General features: G+C 58.3%; 16 protein-coding genes. 4 read left to right on the top strand and 12 right to left on the bottom strand.

Annotation, left to right across the window (positions count from 1 at the left end; all coding sequences use genetic code 11):
- Positions 1–51 precede the first annotated feature (51 nt).
- Positions 52–516: a GNAT family N-acetyltransferase gene (locus hmeg3_RS01600; protein WP_094562175.1), complete on the top strand. Its 465-nt coding sequence runs from the start codon at positions 52–54 to the stop codon at positions 514–516.
- A gap of 17 nt (positions 517–533) precedes the next feature.
- Here the strand turns inward: hmeg3_RS01600 and hmeg3_RS01595 are convergent, their stop codons facing one another.
- From hmeg3_RS01595 to hmeg3_RS01575, 5 genes are all read right to left on the bottom strand, one after another.
- The gene (locus hmeg3_RS01595; RefSeq protein WP_094566081.1) at positions 534–1613 is read right to left on the bottom strand and encodes a nitronate monooxygenase family protein; all 1080 of its coding nucleotides are present in this window, start codon (positions 1611–1613) and stop codon (positions 534–536) included.
- A gap of 45 nt (positions 1614–1658) precedes the next feature.
- Entirely contained in the window at positions 1659–2891 is a 1233-nt protein-coding gene (locus hmeg3_RS01590) for an MFS transporter (protein WP_094562174.1), read from the bottom strand.
- Positions 2892–2930: 39 nt separating this feature from the next.
- The gene (locus tag hmeg3_RS01585; protein ID WP_094562173.1) at positions 2931–3419 is read right to left on the bottom strand and encodes a RidA family protein; all 489 of its coding nucleotides are present in this window, start codon (positions 3417–3419) and stop codon (positions 2931–2933) included.
- Positions 3413–4138, bottom strand: coding sequence for an SDR family NAD(P)-dependent oxidoreductase (locus tag hmeg3_RS01580; RefSeq protein WP_094562172.1), 726 nt, complete (start codon positions 4136–4138; stop codon positions 3413–3415). The genes hmeg3_RS01585 and hmeg3_RS01580 overlap by 7 nt, the downstream gene beginning before the upstream one ends.
- 78 nt (positions 4139–4216) lie before the next feature.
- On the bottom strand, positions 4217–4765 hold the full coding sequence (locus hmeg3_RS01575) for a carboxymuconolactone decarboxylase family protein (RefSeq protein ID WP_094562171.1): 549 nt from the start codon (positions 4763–4765) through the stop codon (positions 4217–4219).
- A gap of 134 nt (positions 4766–4899) precedes the next feature.
- On the opposite strand from hmeg3_RS01575, the gene hmeg3_RS01570 reads away from it, so the two are divergent.
- Complete coding sequence (locus tag hmeg3_RS01570) at positions 4900–5796, top strand: LysR family transcriptional regulator (protein ID WP_094562170.1); 897 nt, start codon at positions 4900–4902, stop codon at positions 5794–5796.
- A gap of 14 nt (positions 5797–5810) precedes the next feature.
- Here hmeg3_RS01570 and hmeg3_RS01565 read toward each other — a convergent pair whose 3' ends face one another.
- From hmeg3_RS01565 to hmeg3_RS01555, 3 genes are all read right to left on the bottom strand, one after another.
- Positions 5811–6725 (bottom strand): EamA family transporter, encoded by a 915-nt coding sequence (locus hmeg3_RS01565; protein ID WP_094562169.1) that lies wholly within the window; start codon positions 6723–6725, stop codon positions 5811–5813.
- Positions 6726–6929: 204 nt separating this feature from the next.
- Positions 6930–7376: a type II 3-dehydroquinate dehydratase gene (locus hmeg3_RS01560; protein WP_094562168.1), complete on the bottom strand. Its 447-nt coding sequence runs from the start codon at positions 7374–7376 to the stop codon at positions 6930–6932.
- A gap of 77 nt (positions 7377–7453) precedes the next feature.
- Positions 7454–8845 carry an MFS transporter gene (locus hmeg3_RS01555; protein ID WP_232511810.1) on the bottom strand — a complete coding sequence of 464 codons (1392 nt, stop codon included), beginning with the start codon at positions 8843–8845 and terminating at the stop codon, positions 7454–7456.
- A gap of 306 nt (positions 8846–9151) precedes the next feature.
- On the opposite strand from hmeg3_RS01555, the gene hmeg3_RS01550 reads away from it, so the two are divergent.
- On the top strand, positions 9152–9937 hold the full coding sequence (locus hmeg3_RS01550; protein WP_094562167.1) for an IclR family transcriptional regulator: 786 nt from the start codon (positions 9152–9154) through the stop codon (positions 9935–9937).
- A gap of 16 nt (positions 9938–9953) precedes the next feature.
- On the opposite strand, the gene hmeg3_RS01545 is transcribed toward hmeg3_RS01550, so the two are convergent.
- The 4 genes from hmeg3_RS01545 to hmeg3_RS01530 all read right to left on the bottom strand — a co-directional run bounded on the left by hmeg3_RS01545 (position 9954) and on the right by hmeg3_RS01530 (position 15867).
- On the bottom strand, positions 9954–11450 hold the full coding sequence (locus hmeg3_RS01545) for a hypothetical protein (protein ID WP_094562166.1): 1497 nt from the start codon (positions 11448–11450) through the stop codon (positions 9954–9956).
- Positions 11422–14202, bottom strand: coding sequence for an aminotransferase class V-fold PLP-dependent enzyme (locus hmeg3_RS01540; RefSeq protein ID WP_232511808.1), 2781 nt, complete (start codon positions 14200–14202; stop codon positions 11422–11424). The genes hmeg3_RS01545 and hmeg3_RS01540 overlap by 29 nt, the downstream gene beginning before the upstream one ends.
- Positions 14203–14486: 284 nt before the next feature.
- Positions 14487–15122: a LysE family translocator gene (locus hmeg3_RS01535; RefSeq protein WP_094562164.1), complete on the bottom strand. Its 636-nt coding sequence runs from the start codon at positions 15120–15122 to the stop codon at positions 14487–14489.
- A 22-nt stretch (positions 15123–15144) separates the two neighbouring features.
- On the bottom strand, positions 15145–15867 hold the full coding sequence (locus tag hmeg3_RS01530) for an SDR family oxidoreductase (RefSeq protein WP_094566079.1): 723 nt from the start codon (positions 15865–15867) through the stop codon (positions 15145–15147).
- Positions 15868–16232: 365 nt separating this feature from the next.
- Here hmeg3_RS01530 and hmeg3_RS01525 point away from each other — a divergent pair, with 365 nt between their 5' ends.
- On the top strand, positions 16233–18338 hold the full coding sequence (locus hmeg3_RS01525; RefSeq protein ID WP_094566078.1) for a TonB-dependent siderophore receptor: 2106 nt from the start codon (positions 16233–16235) through the stop codon (positions 18336–18338).
- Positions 18339–18355 lie beyond the last annotated feature (17 nt).

Genomic DNA, 18355 nt, shown 5'->3' with positions numbered 1-18355 from the left:
TTCACCAATGAAAAAAGATGCCGGTATGACAAGCTGCGCTAGAATTCCTGCATGACAGAAATCCGCCCCGCCCAATTTCCCGCAGACCGCGACGCGGTCATCGAACTCTTTCGCGAATATATCGGCAGCGTCAGCGTCGATCTCGGCTTTCAGGATTACGAAGCCGAGTTTGCCGCGCTGCCAGGAAAATATGCCGCACCGGACGGCAGGCTGCTGCTGGCATGGCGGGGTGACCGTATCGTGGCTTGTGTGGCATTGCGCAAGATCAATGCAGAGATTTGCGAGATGAAGCGTGTGTATGTGCGCCCCGAGGCGCGTGGCGAGCAACTTGGCCGCCGTCTGGTTGCACGCATCTTGCAGGAGGCGCAAGACGCAGGCTATACGCGCATCTGCCTTGACGTGCTACCCGAGTTTGCTGCCGCGCAGCACATCTATGCGTCGTTCGATTTTGTCGAAACCACGCCATTCACCTTCAATCCGGTACCGGGAACAAAGTTTCTGGGACGTGACCTGTAGCTTTTTCAGCTTCGGCTTCAGCTATTTTTTAATGCTGCTATTGCCGCCCCATACTCTTCCGCCAGCACGCCGATGAGGTCTGCCGTATTGGCGGCGCGAATCAAGGGCGCTGCCTGTCCTGCCCAAAATGCAGCGAACTCGTGACTGCCGCGCTGGCTGGCAAGTGCGTGCAATTGCTTGCCCGCGTCGTAAGCCATCGGATAGTCACTCGGTACAGGCGAACCGGCCGCACCGATCTCATTCATGATCCGATTGGCGATACCACGCGCACCCCGGCCGGAAATTGCACGTGTCACTTTAGTATGTTCGGCGCGACTGCTGGTGAGGCTTTGCCGGTATTGCGGACTGGCGTTGGACTCTTCCGTCAGCAAGAAGGCCGTGCCCATCTGTACGGCATCGGCCCCCAGCATGCGTGCCGCGGCGACGCCCTGGCCGTCCATGATGCCGCCTGCGGCAATCACCGGCAGCGAAGTCTGTCGCGCGATCATCCGCACCAGCGCAAAAGTGCCGATAGCCTCATCCTCATCACTGCCGTCGAAGACGCCGCGATGCCCACCCGCCTCAAAACCTTGCGCGACGATGGCATCCACGCCTGCCGCTTCAACAACGCGCGCCTCATTGAGCGTCGTCGCATTCGCCATGATGAACACACCGGCTTTCTTGAACGTGTCGATGACGGATACATCAGGCAAGCCGAAATGGAAGCTGATTACCGCAGGCGGCGTATCGAGCAACAGTTGCTGCATGTCCATGTCGGTAATGAAGCTTTGATAGATTTCCCGCAACGGCAATTTCAACACGCCGCCGAACTCATTGAAGTAAGGTTTCAGATGATCGGCCCATGCCTGATCGCGTGCAGGGTCTGCTTGTGCCGGACGATGCGCGAAGAAATTGACATTGAACGGACGTGAAGTGAGGCTGCGCGTTTCCGCCAGCAACTCCTTCGCCTGAGCGGCATTGCTGGCGCCGAGCGCCAACGAACCGAGCGCACCGGCATTGGATGCCGCCGCTGCCATGCGCGGCGTTGATACGCCTGCCATGGGCGCTTGGATGATGGGATGGCTCAAACCCAGTCGGGTTGCGATGATGCTGTTCATGGATCCTCCGGCTTGCTGTGATGCATTCATCTGCATTTCATTATGTCACTGACCTATCGCCTTGCGACTCGCCCAAAGATTGGCGGCAGCACCCCACAACAACATGCCGCTCGTCAAAAAGAATACCGAGCGCATGCCGACCATTCCGCCCATCGCGCCCCCAGCCAGCGGACCAAGTACTTGCCCTGCATATTGCGAGGACTGCGAATAACCCAGTACTTTCCCCAGCGCGCTCTCCGGCACGGATTGCCTGATCTGCTTGGCGATCGAAGGCAGTAATCCGGCCAGCGCCGCTCCCAGCAGGAATCGCAAAATCGCAAGCTGCCACCACGCCGACACAAATGCCTGTGGAATCATCAACAAACCGGCAGCCGTCAGACAATACACGATAACGCGCCAGCCACCAATGCGGTCGGCAAGCCGTTCCAACGGGGCTGCCATGATGATGCTGCCGAGCGCCGATGCTGCCATCACGATGCCGGCGTCCAGTACGACATGACTGCGATCAACGTGAATAGTCTGCAAATAAACGGTGATGATCGGTTCGATCGACATGTTGGCAAACAGCACCAGCATGGCGGTCGCAAACATGGCGCCGACGATCAGGCGCAGATGCTTTGTTTCTGCCAACGCCGATGCCTTGTCGTGGCGCGGACGCGGTACGAAGTTTTCTTTGACGAACACGATGGTCAGCAATGCTGCCACCGCGATCATCGCACCGGTCACAAAGAAGGTATGTCGGATACCGATGAGACTAGGCAACAGACCGCCGATCAACGGCCCGGTCAATGTCCCCGCCAACGCCCCGGTCGACAAGATACCCAATGCCCATCCCGATTTTTCAGAGGGCGTCTGAGTTGCAATCAGCAAGGTCGACGAAGACGCGTAGCCACCGATGACGCCGGCCAGCAAACGCAGCAAGGTCAACTCAACCACATTGTGCGCGCAACCGATCAGGGGCATGACGATCGCCATGCCGATGGCGGCGCGCACCAGCATCGGCTTGCGGCCGAAGCGGTCGCTCAGGTAGCCCCATAGCGGCGCGGTCAAGCCGGTGCCAAGGAAGGTTGCACCGAAGGCGATGCCTGACCACCAGACGATGGCGGAATTCTGTTTGACGCCAAGCTCCTCCACGTAGACCGGAAGAAACGGCAATAGCAGCGTCAGGCTGACCAGGGTCGTGAAGGAGCCGAACACGCAGACGACCAGATTGCGCTTCCAGTGCAGCGCGTTGTCGTGTGCGTAGGAATTGCTTGCGATGGAGAGTGAATCTTTCATGTTCGGCTCCTTTGTTGTTACTGCTTGCTCATTACCTACTCATGGCGTGGTTTCGAAGATCAGCTCCAGCTCGAGCGGCGCGCCCAGCGGCAATGAGACCACTCCGAGCGCTCTGCGGGTCGACGTCTTGTCCCGGCCAAACACCGCCTCCAGCAGTTCCGATGCGCCGTCCGCTACCAACGGATGCGAACGAAAGTCCGGCTCGGCCACGATGCTGACCGCAAGCCGCACAACACGGCTCACCTTGTCCAGCGAACTCAGTTCATCACGCACTACCGCGAGTGCGTTCAGACAGGCAGTGAAGGCAGCGTCGCGCCCTGCTTCCAGATCCAGCTCGACACCGACACGGCCAACGTGCCGCGGCTTGCCATCCACCACCGGCAGAATGCCGCTGAGGAATAACAGGTTGCCGCTCTGCACTGCCTCGACGTAAGCACCCAGAGGCAAGGGCGCTGCCGGCAGCACGATGCCGAGATCCTTCAGCCGTTGCTCTGCGCCGCCCGCCGACGCGCCACGCGCGCTTACCATTTTCCCGAGTGTGCGCCGCCATCGACGTGCAACACTTCTCCGGTCACATTCCGTGCTTCGGTCAGATAAACCACCGCGTTGGCGATATCCTGTACGTCGGAAATCACGCCCATCGGCGACAAGGTCTTCAGGAAATCTTTTGGATTCTTCTCATGCAGGGGCGTGTCGACGACACCGGGTGCGACCAGGTTGAAACGAATACCGTCCTTGGCGTATTCCAGCGCCAGATTGGTCGACAGCGAGTTGATGCCTCCCTTGGTGATCATCGGCACCGATGCCGTCACGCCGGCAATCGGATGTTCCAGCAGCGAGGTGGTGATGCCGACCACGCTGCCGCCGGTGCCTTGCTTGAGCAATTGACGCACGACATGCTGGGTGATGTACAGGTAGCCTTGCAGATTGGTCGATACGAAGGCCCGGAAGTCCTCTTCCGTGTAGTCGATGAAAGGCTTGGTGTAGAAGATGCCGGCGTTGTTGACCAGCGCATCGATGCGACCGAATTTTTCCAGCGCGGCGGCAACCACCAGCGCCGCCGTTTTTTCCAGGCCGATGTCGCCATCGACCAGCACCAGATTGGCGGAAGCCGTAAAGCTGCCTCGCTGTGCGATGCTGCGCGAAGTGGCAACCACGTTGTAGCCGCGGTCGAGGAAGTTTTGCACCAGGCCGGCGCCGATGCCTTGCGATGCGCCGGTGATGATGATGGTTTTATTCTTGCTCATGGTAATGCTCCTTGTAAGTAAATAAGTAACTACGTGAGTGAAACAAAGAATGCTGTCTCGCCAGGTTCGTCCCAAGCCTTATCGCGCCTGAGCCTGCTCCTGGAAGACGGTGTCGATCGAAATCGGGTTGAGATGATCGAGGTAGTTGCTCATGGTCTTGAGCGCTACGCCGATGAGAATTTCCATCAGGACAATCTCGTCGTATCCTGCTGCGAAAAAATTTTTCTTGGCAGCCTCGCCGACAAAGCCACGCTCATTGACCAGCTCGCGTGTCAGCCCGACCAGTGCGTCCAGACCGCTATGCGACAACGGTGTGCGATTACGTATCGACTGGATAATCTCTGCATCGACGCGCATGCCGGCCAGCGTGGTGGAATGCGCAGCAATGCAGTAAAGGCATTTGTTCTCGACCGAAGCCGTCAGCAAAACCAGTTGCCGCTCGCGCACTGTGAGGACTGTGGTTTCCCATGCGGCGTCCAGCGCCAGATAGCCGTTGAGCATTGCCGGCGAATTGCCGAGCGTGGCCATCAGGTTAGAAATCGATCCCAGCCGCTTTTTCACAAATGCCATGCTTGCTCTGGCATTGTCGGGCACGGATTCGATGGTGAGCGGTTTCAAGGTTTTCATGGAGAAACTCAGGGTGAATAGTGTTGCGTCATCTGGAATGCCGGATGGCGTAGACAGGAGAATGAAGCAAACGCGCTTGTTTGATTAGATGGAAATATGTGGAATTTCTTTTCCATTTATGGAAATATTGCGAGATGGCAGATCTCAACGACATTGCGATATTTGTGAAGGTGGCTCAGTTCGAGAGCTTCAGCCGGGCTGCGCACGCACTGGGCATGCCGGTGTCGACGGTGAGCCGCCGTATCTCCGAGCTGGAGTTGCAACTGGGCGTCACCCTGCTGCAACGGACCACGCGCAAGCTGACGCTGACGGTTCAGGGTCGGGATTACTTCCATCAATGCCAGGAGCCGCTGAACATCCTCGCTGACGCAGAGCGCGTGTTGACACAAACGCAGAAGAAACCGGAAGGCCTCCTGCGCGTCACTGTTCCCGTGGTGTTGCGGGAAGAAGCATTTTTGAACTTCGTGTCGGATTTTCTGAAGAACTATCCGCGCATCAAGATCGATCTCTTCATCACGAATGAGTTCGTCAACTTCGTCGCGCAGAACATTGATGTGGGTATACGTTTTGGCGAGCTGGAAGACTCAAGCCTGATCGCCAAAAAATTGGGCACCAACATCCGCTATCTGGTGGCGACGCCGGCTTACCTGGAAGGCCGGCCGTTTCCCGCAAAACCGGAAGACCTGCGCGCGCATCAGTGCGTATTGATGAATGGAAAAAACAACGAGGCGAAATGGGATCTCGCCAGCGGCAAGAAGCAGGTGTCGGTACACGTTTCCGGAGCGATCTCCAGCCGCGACTTCAACAGCGTGAGCCAATTCACTTATAACGGCCACGGCATCGGCTTGCTGCCCTTCAATTATTGCGATGACATGCTGGCCGACGGCCGCTTGCAGCGCGTCTTGCCTAAATGGAGCTCACCGAAGATCCCGGTGCATGCGCTGTACCCGACACGCAAGTTTTTGCCGGCCAAACTGCGCGTTTTTCTCGACGCGCTGGATGCCTGGCAAAGTCCGTTCTGGAATAAATGAATTGAATATGCCGATCAGGATTGACGAGCTCTCCAATTCAGTCGCGCAAACAGCGACGCGCCGAACAGGTTGACGATCAACCCCACCATCAGCAAGGCCGCACCGATGAAGTGAATGGCCTGCAGTTCTTCACCGAAGGCCAGCCAGCCTGTGGTCAAGCCCACCAGCGGCACCAGCAACGTGAATGGCGCCACGCGATTGACGGAGTAGCGCGCGATCAGGAAATTCCACACAGCGTAGCCGAACAAGGTCGAGGCCCATGCAATATACGCCACAGCAGCAATGGATTGCAGGCTCATATGCTGCAATGCTGAACTGATCGCGGCGGGGCCTTCCATCACCCACGATAAAGCGAACATCGGCAATGGCGGCACCAGGCTGGCCCACACCACGAAGGCCAGTTGATTCATCGGACCGTAACGCCCCACCGCACGGCTGACGATATTGCCGCATGCCCACATGGCGGCCGCAGCAATCGTCAACAGAAAACCCAGCAAAGGCATCGACGCGCCGTGTGCGCTACCGATCAGCGTCAAGCCGCCGGCTGCCAGCAAGAGACCGGCCAGTTGATTGGCGTGCCATTTTTCACGTAGCCATAGCACGGTCAGCAAGAGCGTAAAGAAGGATTGCGACTGCAAGACCAGCGATGCCAATCCCGACGGCATGCCGACATGAATCGCACTGAACAGAAACGCGAACTGGCCGACCGACATGGTCAGTCCGAACGCCAGATAGAGACGCAGCGGCACCTTTGGCGGACGCAGAAACAGCAGCGCAGGAAACGCGGCCAGGATGAAACGCAAGCTGCCCAGCAGCATCGGCGGCACACCTGCCAGACCGACTTTGATGATGGCGAAGTTGACGCCCCAGACCAGAATGACAAGCAGTACGAGAGCCAGGTGAGCGGGACGCATGGGATGGGCTTGCATGGGCGCCTTAGAGTGAATGCCGGAAATGAAGGTGAAGCGGGCATTCTACAAAAAACTTCCCGCTTCTGCCGCGCGATGATATCTTCGCCCGTCGGGCAAGGCATTCATCTTACGGTCACACTCCCCGCCGGCAAGACACCGTCCGGACAAGCTCAGGACAGAATCGGCCACATCGAGCACATCGGCAAAAAACAGAATGAGGTATCAAGCGACGTCCAGCAAAGCCTGCGCCATCGCGCGTACCGCCAACGGATAGCCGGCTGCCCCCAATCCGCAGATCACACCGGTCGCCGCCAACGAGATCAGCGAATGGCGATGGGTTTCTTCGCGCCGGTGAATGTTGGTGATATGCAGTTCGATCACCGGCGTGCGCAAAAGCTTGACGGCATCCAACACCGGTATCGACGAGAACGAAAAACCCGCCGGGTTGATGATTACGCCGGCCTCCCGTTCGAAGGCTTCTTGCAACCAGTCCACCATGACGCCTTCGTGATTGGTCTGACGGAATTCGCATTCCAGATCCAGCTCCCGCGCCGTCGCCAACGTGCGCTGCTGGATTTCCGCCAGCGTGGTGGTGCCATAAATGTGCGGCTCACGTTTGCCGAGCATGTTGAGATTGGCGCCGTTGAGTACATAAACGAGCTTGGTCATGAAATACGATCCTTCAAAATGTGGTGCGTACAGTCAATGGGACTAAAGCAACCGAACTAAAACAATCGAAATAAAATTCAGGTAGCACGATGATGGCGTGCCTCTGCGGACATGCTGTTACCGGTATGCACGTCGCCCGGTTGCGAGACGGGATCCACGCGGTTCATGTCGATACCTTTGGTTTCCGGACCGATCAGGATCATTGCCAGCGAGAGCAGATTCAGCGCAACGCATACCCCCACCACGCCCCAGGGCGAGCCGTGAAATACGCTGAGCAGCCAGACCGCCACTACCGGCATCGGCCCACCCGTCAGCAGGTTGGCGCCGGTGTAGGCCAACGCCGAACCGGAGTAGCGTACATTGGTCGGAAACGCTTCCGCAAAAGCCACCGGCTGAATACCGCTCTGGAACTGCGTAAAGCCGAGAAACAATCCCATGATGATCAGCATCGGCACAAAACTCTTGGTGTCGAGAATGGCGAAGTACACGAACAGAATCAGCAGGGTCGCTGTCGATCCCAGCGCCAGTGCTTTTTTGCGGCCGATTCTGTCACTCAGGATACCGCCGCCAAGTGCACCGAAGATTGCGCAGACATTGGCGCCCATGAGCAGCAGAAAGCCGGTTTGCTTGGGCACCTCCAATGTCTTGGTGATGTAGCTGAGGGAAAAGACGACGATCAGGTAAAAGATCGCTGCCGGGCCGCAGAAGAAAAACATCAGGCGCAGCACTGTCTTGTAGTGAAACCTGACGGCATCCTTCAGCGGACTGCCGGCTTGCGCAGTGGCGGTGCGCTTGAGCTCGACGAAAGCCGGTGTCTCGTTGACCTTGAGGCGGATATAAATGCCGACGATCACGAGAATGAAACTGAGCACAAATGGAATGCGCCAGCCGTAACTCTCGAAGGCATCCGCAGACAACAGCGAGGCCAGCAGCAACAGCACCCCGTTGGCCATGATCTGACTCAGCGGTGAACACAATCCGAGCAGCCCGGAGTATTTGCCGCGACGATCGGCAGAGGCGTGCTCAAGCGCCATCAGTTGTGCGCCGGTGGATTCACCACCGAGTGCGAAGCCTTGAATGATCCGCAGCAGCACCAGAAGAATCGGCGCCCATACCCCGATCTGCGCATAGGTCGGCAGCAGCCCCATCAGCACCGACGCCAGCCCCATGATGGTGACGGTGCCGAGCATCAGGTTGCGTCGTCCCAGCTTGTCGCCGAGATGACCGCAAATGATGGCGCCCAGCGGACGCGCCGCAAGGCCCACGCCGAACGTCCCCAGCGAAGCCAGCAAGGCATTGGTCGGATCCATGGAAGGGAAATACAGCTTGGGCAAAACGGTCGCCGACACGGCGCCGTACAGCGTGAAATCGAACCACTCGAGCGCGGTGCCGATCGTGGCGGCGGTCACCGCACGCGGCCCCATCGCGGCATGTGGCGCATGCGAGGCGGCGTTGACTCCTGTATCCATTGTTGTCTCCTGTAAGAATGTGCTGCGGACTGACGGTCCGCTAGTCGGTTAATTTCTGCACTGATCACCGCGCTCCTTGCCCCGTATCTTCCAGACGAAAAGGCAGGTCGGTAGTGACGTTCGGCGTGCGCAGCTTGTTTGTTTTCGGAATCCTTGCACTGCTGGCGTAGAATCATATCAACGCGTATAGAACGTGATTCCAGACTGGAATTTCGTTTCACAATATGAATTAAAAGAACGCGTCTGCATGCGTCTACGACGTAAATGCAGATCAATGACAGACCAATTTCACAATGATGGAGACGCATGAACGGCGTACTGGAACGAACCCTGGCGATTCTCGAATACCTGGCGGCCCAAGCTGAAGCAACGCCGCTGGCCTTGCTGGCGGATGAACTGGAAATACCGCGCAGCGCCTGCCACCGGCTGCTGACGGATCTGGTGCGCTGTGGTTATGTACGGCAGGTACGCGAACATGGCGACTACGTCCTGACGACCAAACTGGTCGGTCTCGGACTGAGCTTTTTGGCGACCTCGGGCATTGTCGATATTGCGCAGACGACGCTAGATCGTCTGGCCGACCTGTCGGGGGAATTGGTTCGTTTGGCCATCGTCGACGGCGACAGATTGACCTGGGTTGCGAAAGCGCAAGGTGCACGCAAGGGGCTGCGCTACGATCCGGACATGGGCATGGACACGATCCTGTCATGCTCCGCCACCGGGCATGCATGGATGCTGACCATGTCCGACGAGCGTGCGCTGGAACTGGTAACACGCCAGGGATTCGGCAAGCCCAAGGACTTCGGCCCGAATGCCCCGACCACGGTCAAAGCCTTGCTGGGCTTTTTGGAAGTTGGAAGAAAGCGCGGCTACGCCATGATCAATGAAGTGTTCGCGCCGGGCATGACGGCCATGGCGGCGCCGATCCAGCGCAAGGGTTATCCGACCATCGGCGTCATCAGCATTGCGGGGCCGCTGATGCGTTTGAGCGAAAAGCGCATGCAAGAGCTTGGACCGGCGTTGCTGGCAGCCGCAACGGAACTGGCTGCGGCGAGCAACAGTTCACCGATGTTCAGCAGAAGCACTGGTTAATAATCCGAGAACCCAATTACAGCTGATCGATGGTCGCTGCTACCGCCGTCAAACAAGCCAACGCCTGTTCGATCAGGACGTTCAGAGCGGTCGTCTCATCATTGCCGTCGCCACAAGCGTTGACAATCAACGGTGCACTCAGACACAGACGCAACGCCCATGCCGGGGACGCCGCCGGGCCGGCGCATTGCACCGGCTGGCCCAGCAGATACATGCGGCCGTCAGCTTGCACCGTGCTCTGCAACGTCCGGTACAGACGTTCCACTTCACTGCGCTCCAGCATCTTGCGATCTGAAGCCGGTCTACAGGGAATGAAGGCGTGGATGGTTGCAGGTCTATTTGACGCTGCGGCGCCGTTATCAAGCGCTCTGAAATGCGGATCCGCTGACAGTCTTTTTTGGATCGCCTCTGCACATGCCGATACGACACGATTCACTTCTTCCGCCGGCACGCGCAGAAAGTTTTGCATCTCTTGCAGCGCCGCTTCCCAACGCAACAGCAAACCCATGTTGGGAACACGCGTGAGTTCATTGGCGCCCGGCCAGTGTGCCGGCCACTCGGCACTGCTGGAATAAGACCGCAACAAGGCCGGCATGGCCCGCGCCTGCATGGCTTGCGCCATTTCTGTTGGAATCAATAACGCGCCGCAAAACGAAGGTGCAGCAAAAAACTTCGAGCCGGTGATCGCGACCATGCAACCAAGCTGCAGGTAGGCGTGCAATACCGCGCGGTCGATGCGGAATTGACAGGCATCGATCAGCACCGTCAGTTGCGCGCCCCAGCGATTTTTCAATCTGGCGATAGCATCCCTGCTTGGCGCAGCGAGGCCGGTTTTCGAAACATCCACGGCAACCAGCAAGGCCGGCAATCCCTTCTCCAGCACGCGGTTGGCCGCCTGCTCGAAATCGGCATCGACTTGCGCTGCCGGACGGGCGCTGCCATCAGGTGCGCGCAGATCGACGTGGATCATCGTCGTTCCGGCAGCAGTCGCCGCACGTGCAGGCGGTACGTCGCCGGTGGCGGTGCGAGAAGAGAACGGCTGGCCGCACAATGCCGCTGCGACACCACTGCCGCTCTCTTCGCACTGGATCATGATGGCGTGCAGCGATGCCTCATGTTGCGTCTGCACCAGACTTGCCGCGATGAGATGGGCGTCGGTACCGGAGGCGGAAAAAATCATCTCCACCGCCATCTGCGACGGCGACAAATCCCACAGCGCGAGAAAGCGTGTACGCAGCTGCTGCAACTCGTGTGCGTAGATCTGTTCGGGAGCAGCGGTGGATGCCGCTTCCGACAAACGGTGCCGGAGCGATTCCAGCGCGCCATAAGTGGACGCGGAAACGTGCGATGCGGTCGATGAACTGAAATCGATACAGTCCGCGACCGGATAGGGACGGCATCCATATTTATTGAATGCCTTGCCGTCGAGCAGACGGATTCTGTCGTCTCCACCTTGCAATAGCAAGGCGGAGACCGGCGACAATTTATCCGGCTTGGATGGGGCTGCTGGCATCAGTGTTACCGGAATTTTCTGCGGAGTCTTTGGCTGAATCTTTGGCTTTATGCAGCATGCTTTGGAAAGCTGCAAACACGTTGCGCATGTTGTCCTGCTTGTACGGGAACATGTCTACCGGATCCATCGCGTGCACGATCATGCCGGTGTCGACTTCAAAAATCAGCAGACGGCCATCCTTGGTTTCGGCGCAATCGATACCGTAATAGTCCAACGGGAAGCTGCGGTTCAACACATCGAAAGCGGCCTGATGGCGCTCGACGAAATCCTGATCGAAGTTGCGCATGACGGCGGCTTCTTCATCGCGCTTGAAGCTGTTCTCACCCGTCATGTTGGCGTTGAGGTAGTGCACCATCCAGTTTTCAGAGATGGCCATGTGGCAAAGGAACGGACGGCCCTCGATCAGCACGATGCGGTATTTGCGGAACAGGCCGTCGGTGCTGCTGTAGTCGACAAAGCGGGAAATGAAAAATTCATCACCGTCATGCGTTTCCAGATAGGCGCCGATGTCGGCAGGCGCGATCAGCTTTTCCAGGCCTTTGCCGGCGTGCGAGCCGATCGGGCGAATGATCAGCGGGAACGCACCGTCCGACAGGAAGCTGGTCAGTTCGGCACTGCCGTTCTGCAGCTCTCCCAGATCGTAGCGATCGATGCGCGCCGTCAGCGGAATCGACAGCTCGGGCTTGTCTTGCAGCAGTTCACCGACGCGATCGCGCGAGAGATCCAGCGACGGCTTCGGATGATTGAGCAGCGGCGTGTCCCAGCCCTCGACAGCTTCGCACAACTCCTCCAGCAGGTCGCGCGTCATGTCGGACTCACCAACGGCCACGAACAGCACATCGTGCGGCGGCAATTCAGTCGGGAGATCGCCATAAGGTTTGACGTACAAGACGTCGAGCGCCACGTCGGAGCCGGTTAGCATGAACTCCAGCGGCGTGTTCGCCATGAAGTCGCCGGTGACCATCAACGCCAGCAAGCGCAGGCCGACCTTGCCGTCGGCGGCGGTCGGCAGATGATAGAGCTGCTGCATCTGGATCGCGTCGAGCTGCGTCGCGGCGGCGACTTCGTCGTTGCCGCGAATGTACAGAATCGTCGACAAGTCCATCATGGCCTTGTGATCATCCGGCGCCGACTGCAGATGCTGAATCAGCGTATTGCCGATCGGGCCCAGATCGATGTCGAAATAAGCGGCGGTCAGCAATTTCGCCAGTCCGATCAGATAAGGAGAATCCGGATCGAACTGCGGCGTGAGGTCTTGCAGGGATGGCTGAGTGTTCTGGCTCATAGTGTGCGCCGCAAGGATGCCCGGGCTCAGTCGCGCAATGGCGGCGAGCAGTTTATCCATATCCGCGGTAGTGCTCCGGTGGTTGAAGAGGGCGGCGCGAATGACGAGACGGCCGTTGACTTTGGTGGACGACGGCGCAGCGGCACCGGACTCCTGAATCGCGATCAGCAGTTCACGATTGATGGCGTCGGCGACTGCATCGGAAACATCCTCCGGACAGCGCAGGCGGAAGCAGACAATGTTCAGATTGACCGGCGCCATCATCTCCAGCATCGGATCGGCATTGATGCGTTGTTCGAGATAGTGCGCGAGTTCGCAGCTGTGATCGATCACCTGCGCCAATTTGTCCGCGCCGTAGACCTTGATCGTGAACCAGGTCTTGAGCGCACGGAAGCTGCGCGACAAATCCGGTCCGAGATCGCAGGGCCACGGCGAACCCGCCGCGATGCCGCGTGTGTCGCGTGCAAGATAAGTCTTTTGCTCGTCGTCGAAGGTGCTGAGGTGCAGCTCGCCGTCGCGCGCCAGCAGGAACCCGGCGTCATAAGGTACTTGCAGCCACTTGTGGAAATCCATGGCGATGGTGTCGGCCAGCTCGATGCCTTTGAGCTTCTTGCTATGCGTGGGCGACAGCATGGCCATGGCGCCGAATGCGCCGTCGACGTGGAAGTGCAACTGCTCGCGCCGCGCCAATGCAGCAATGGCGTCGAGGTCGTCAATCGCACCGATGTCGACCGAACCCGCGGTGCCGACAACGAGGAAAGGTTGCAACCCGGCAGCGCGATCGGCGGCGATGGTTTGCTGCAGTACCGCGAGATTCATGGTGCCGTCAGCCAGAATCGGGATCTTGCGCAGGTGCTTGCGGCCAAGGCCGGCGATATCCATCGCTTGTTCAATACAGCCGTGGGCAGCGGCCGAGGTGTAGGCCACCACGTTATTGCTGGTCTGGGTACCGTCGTCGCGCACTTCGACACCGAAGGCACGGCGCCGTGCGATCAGCACGCCGATCAGGTTGGCAGCCGACGTGCCGGTAACGAACAAGCCGCTGGCAGCTTCGGGGAAGCCAAACAGCTCGGCCATCCAGCGCACGATCTGGCGTTCGACTTCGACGGGGATTTGATTGCGGCCGCCGAGATTGGCGTTCAGGCCGGCAGCCAGCATCTCTGCGAGCATGCCGACCGGCGTGCCGCCGCCATGGACCCAGCCCATGAAACCGGGATGGGCGTTGCCGACGGCGTAGGGAAGAATGCCTTCCATGAAGACTTGATGGACGCTGTCGAGCGAACTGCCTTGCGCGGGCAGACGCTCGCTGAAAGGCAGACGCGCGGCATCCGGGATCGGCTGCCAGACCGGGCGCTCGCTGACGTTCTCCAGGTAGTCGAACATGTCGTCCAGCATTTTATGTCCCTGCTGCCGGAGTTCGCTCCAGTTTGCAGGATCCAATGAGGAGATCGACTCCGGTACTGCCATAAGCCCTCCGTGGCCTGGTGCTCCGGGTTGAAGACCGCCCGGGATTAAATCGTGTTCGTGCTGCCTCCTTCCATGCCGGCTGTACTAACTGTGCCGGCAGCCGAAGTGCCTCGGCCAGAGGGAGAAACAGGGAGGTAAATGATATCACGCGGTCAAGAGGGCAAATCTCGCGTGTGAGGGGCGTTTCGATGGCTTTTCAAAGGAAGGAGAGCCGCTGCGACGACGGCAATGCCTGCCTGGCGCAGTGCGGTCGATGCGTCAGGGGTTCGTCAGTGTCCGCATTTTCAGCGCACCAGTTGGCGTACGCCCAGCGCGACGATCAGACCGCCGCAGATGCGATCCATCCACACCTTGCCGCGGCGGTACTTCGCTGCAATGCCTGGATGCGACATGACGATCGCCACCATGCTGTACCACGACGACGCCACCACACCGACTACCGTCAGCATGGCGGCAAAGGTCGGCCAGGAGACATGTGCAGGCGTTGCTGCGGCAAACACCGCAGCAAAGAAAGCCATCGATTTAGGATTGACGATATTGGTCAGAAAACCTTGCACAAAAGCCTGACGCAAACTCTGTTCTGCGGGCATCACGTCTTCTGCGCCGGCAAGCACCGCCGCGCCTGATCCGGTTTGCGCCTTGCGAATCAAGTTGCCGCCGAACCAGATCAGATACGCGGCACCGACAATCTTCGCCACCAGCGCGGCCCAAGGGAAAGTGGCGAACACGATTCCCACACCGAGAATGGCGCAGGTCGCCCAAAACAAGTTGACCACGACAATACCGGCCACCATCGCCAGCGCAGCAACACGTGTGGACGACACCGCCTTGTGTACGACTGCGACGAAGTTCGGACCGGGAATCATGACACCGGTGATATACACCGACAACACCGCCAGGACGGCTGACCACTGCACCATGTTTAACTCCTCCAGATCAAATTTAAAGAGAACGGGTGATGCCGCCGTCGATACGGATGTTTTGTCCGGTGATGTAGGCGGCATCGTCGGACGACAGGTGCGACACCAGCGCTGCAATTTCGGCGACCTTGCCGTAACGGCCCATGGGGATCTGTTCCTTGACGCCCGGCTTTTCCGGCAGGCTGTCGATGAAGCCCGGCAGGACGTTGTTCATGCGAATGTTCTCTGCGGCGTACTTGTCGGCGAACAGTTTGGTGTACGCCGCCAGCCCCGCGCGGAACACGCTCGACGTCGGGAAGGATTGCGACGGCTCCACCGCCGAGAAGCTGGAAATATTGATGATCGTGCCGCCACCCTGCTTTTGCATCAGCGGCGTGACCAGACGCGCGGTGCGCACCACGTTCATCAGATAGACCTCCATGCCGAGCAGCCATTCTTCGTCAGTCAGCTCCAGCACTTTTCCTTTCGGACCGTGACCTGCGCTGTTGATCAGCACGTCGATACGGCCCCAGCGTGCAACACAGGCATCCACCACTTTTTGCAAATCGTCTTGCGAACGGTTGGAACCGGTGATGCCGACGCCGCCAAGGCTATTGGCGAGCGCTTCGCCCTTGCCGGATGAGGACAGGATGGCGATGCCAAAGCCGTCGGCGGCCAGTTTCTGCGCAACGCCGGCGCCCATGCCGCTGCCGCCGCCAATCACGAGCGCGACTTTGGTGGGAGATGTTGTGTTCGCTTTGTTCATCTGTTGCTCCGTCTTCATGGAATGCGCTTGATGCGCCGGACTTAATCGAAGGCGAAAGCGTACACGAATGCCCGGACGTTTGCCGAACGTCATCTTTTTCCGCCTCAGGCCCGGTTGCGGCTGTCCGCGATTGCTTTCAGCTCGCATAGTGACACCGTCTTTTTTTAACAACACTTTCACAACGATTGTCACCCTCCAAGCCATGAAGCCCATACGCAACAGCATGTTCCTCTTGGTATCGAAGATGTAAATAGTTATGATTCTTATTTAGTTACATCTATAAAGAATTCTTTTACAGGTCTTCCGGTAACCCAAAAATTGAAGACCGGAAGCACCGCTCGCCTTCTCTACCCCTCGACATGACCATGATTCCATTTACACTTCCTCGCACCGTCGCGACGCCCAACCGCTGCGCCGTCGCCATTGCCACCGCATTGATATCCTTGTCCGGCGCGTCGTATGCGCAGCAAGCTGCACCGGAAAGCGGCAATTCGCTGGAAACCATTCAGGTCAGCGGTGACTGGCTGGGCAGCAATACGCTTGAGACAAGCGTGAAAACATTCCCGGGTGCGCGCACCGTCGTCAAAAAAACGGAGATTGAAAGCACCGGCGCCGTCAACATCGGTGACGTGATGCGCCGCATTCCCGGCGTGCAGGCGACCGACAACTCCGGTACGGCCGGCAGTGCCATTTCGCTAAATATCGGTGTGCGCGGTCTGACCGGACGCTATTCGCCCCGATCGACGATTTTGCTGGACGGTCTGCCGATGTCAGTCGCTCCTTACGGCCAGCCGCAAATTTCGTTTGCACCAGTCAGCCTCAATAACATCGAAGCAATTGACGTCGTACGTGGCGGTGGCGCCGTGCGTTACGGCCCACAAAACGTCGGTGGCATCATCAACTTCAAGACACGCTCGATCCCGACCACGCCGGGCCTCACCAGTGACGCCAGCGTGCGTTACAACAGCTACAGCCAGGGCGGCTCCAGCACGCAGTACAGCGCATTTGCAGGCACTCAACTGGACAATGGTCTGGGCCTCGCCATGTTGTATTCGGGAACGGAAGGATCGGGGTGGCGCGACAACAGCAATGAACGCCTCAACGATTTCGCATTGAAGTTCCGCTTTGAAATCGATCCAAGCTCGGAAATCTACGGCAAGGTGTCTTACTACGACGTCCTCTCGCGTACACCCGGCGGACTGACAGTTGCGCAATACAATGCCAACCCGTTCCAGAACACACGCAAGCATGACTTCTGGTCGGGCAATCGCAAGGCCATTGATCTCGGCTACCTGAATACAATTTCAGATACCAAGGAATTTGAAATCCGTACTTACTTTGTCGAGAGCTTCCGCCAAAGTGTGTTGATCGGCAGCTCCACCACCAACTATCAGCACCAGCCGCGGGATTACCAGACCACCGGTATCGAACCGCGCTATACACAACGCTTCTTCACCGGCAAGGTCGCCAACGACGTCACTGTCGGCTATCGCTACATCGGCGAACGCGGCACCGACAAGACCTACAACGAGTCCATTGCAACTGGTGTCAACGGTGCAGTCTCGTCATTCAAGAACAGCACCGATGCACATGCGGTCTATATCGACGACAAGATCTCCATTGGTGCATGGCGCATCACGCCGGGCGTACGCTACGAGCACATCAATTCCACACGCATTGATTCAGCCACCAACGGCAAATTCGAAGTCACCAACAACAAGCCGCTGCCATCGATAAACGTGGCCTATCTGTATTCGCCGGAACTGACGCTGTTCACCAACTACAACACCTCTTTCGGCGTAGTGCAAAACACCCAGCTCAACTCACTGTCGGCCAACAACCCGTTGTCACCTGAACTGGCAAAAACCGTTGAAGCCGGTGCGCGCTGGAAGGGCAACAATCTCTCCGCTGAAGTCACTGTCTTTGATATTCGTTTCGACAACCAGATCTCGCAAATCCCGGGCTCCAATCCGGCGCTGTTCCAGAACATCGGCAAGACTCAGCACGACGGTGTTGAAACGTCGATCGATTACAGCTTCGACAAGGATGGCGCATTGCGCGGTCTGAATGTGTATGCGACGTATGCTTACACGCGGGCTCTGCAACGATCCGGTGCGACCACAGGCCTTGACGTGCCGTTCTACTCCCGTCAGACCGACACGATCGGGACACGTTACGAAACTGGCCCTTGGGCATTCAATCTGTCGACTACCCATCAAAGCCGCCAGTTCATGGATGTCGCTAATACCATTACAGAAAGTGCCGATGGCAGCGTCGGCGAAATCCCTGGCTTCCGCACCTGGAATGCGCAAGTCAGCTGGAAGATGCCCAATGCCAAGGGCTTCGACGTCCTGGCAGGTGTCAATAACCTGACCGACCGCCGCTACTACACGCGCAACATCGACGGCAATGCAGGCCGCATGGTCGGCGCGCCACGCACAATCTACGTGCAAGGCCGCTACGCATTCTGATCATTTGATTGGCTCTT

This window comes from Herbaspirillum sp. meg3, assembly GCF_002257565.1.
Taxonomy (GTDB): Bacteria; Pseudomonadota; Gammaproteobacteria; order Burkholderiales; family Burkholderiaceae_D; genus Herbaspirillum.
The sequence above is the reverse complement of the archived record's forward strand: the minus strand, read 5'-3'. Positions and strand labels throughout refer to the sequence as shown.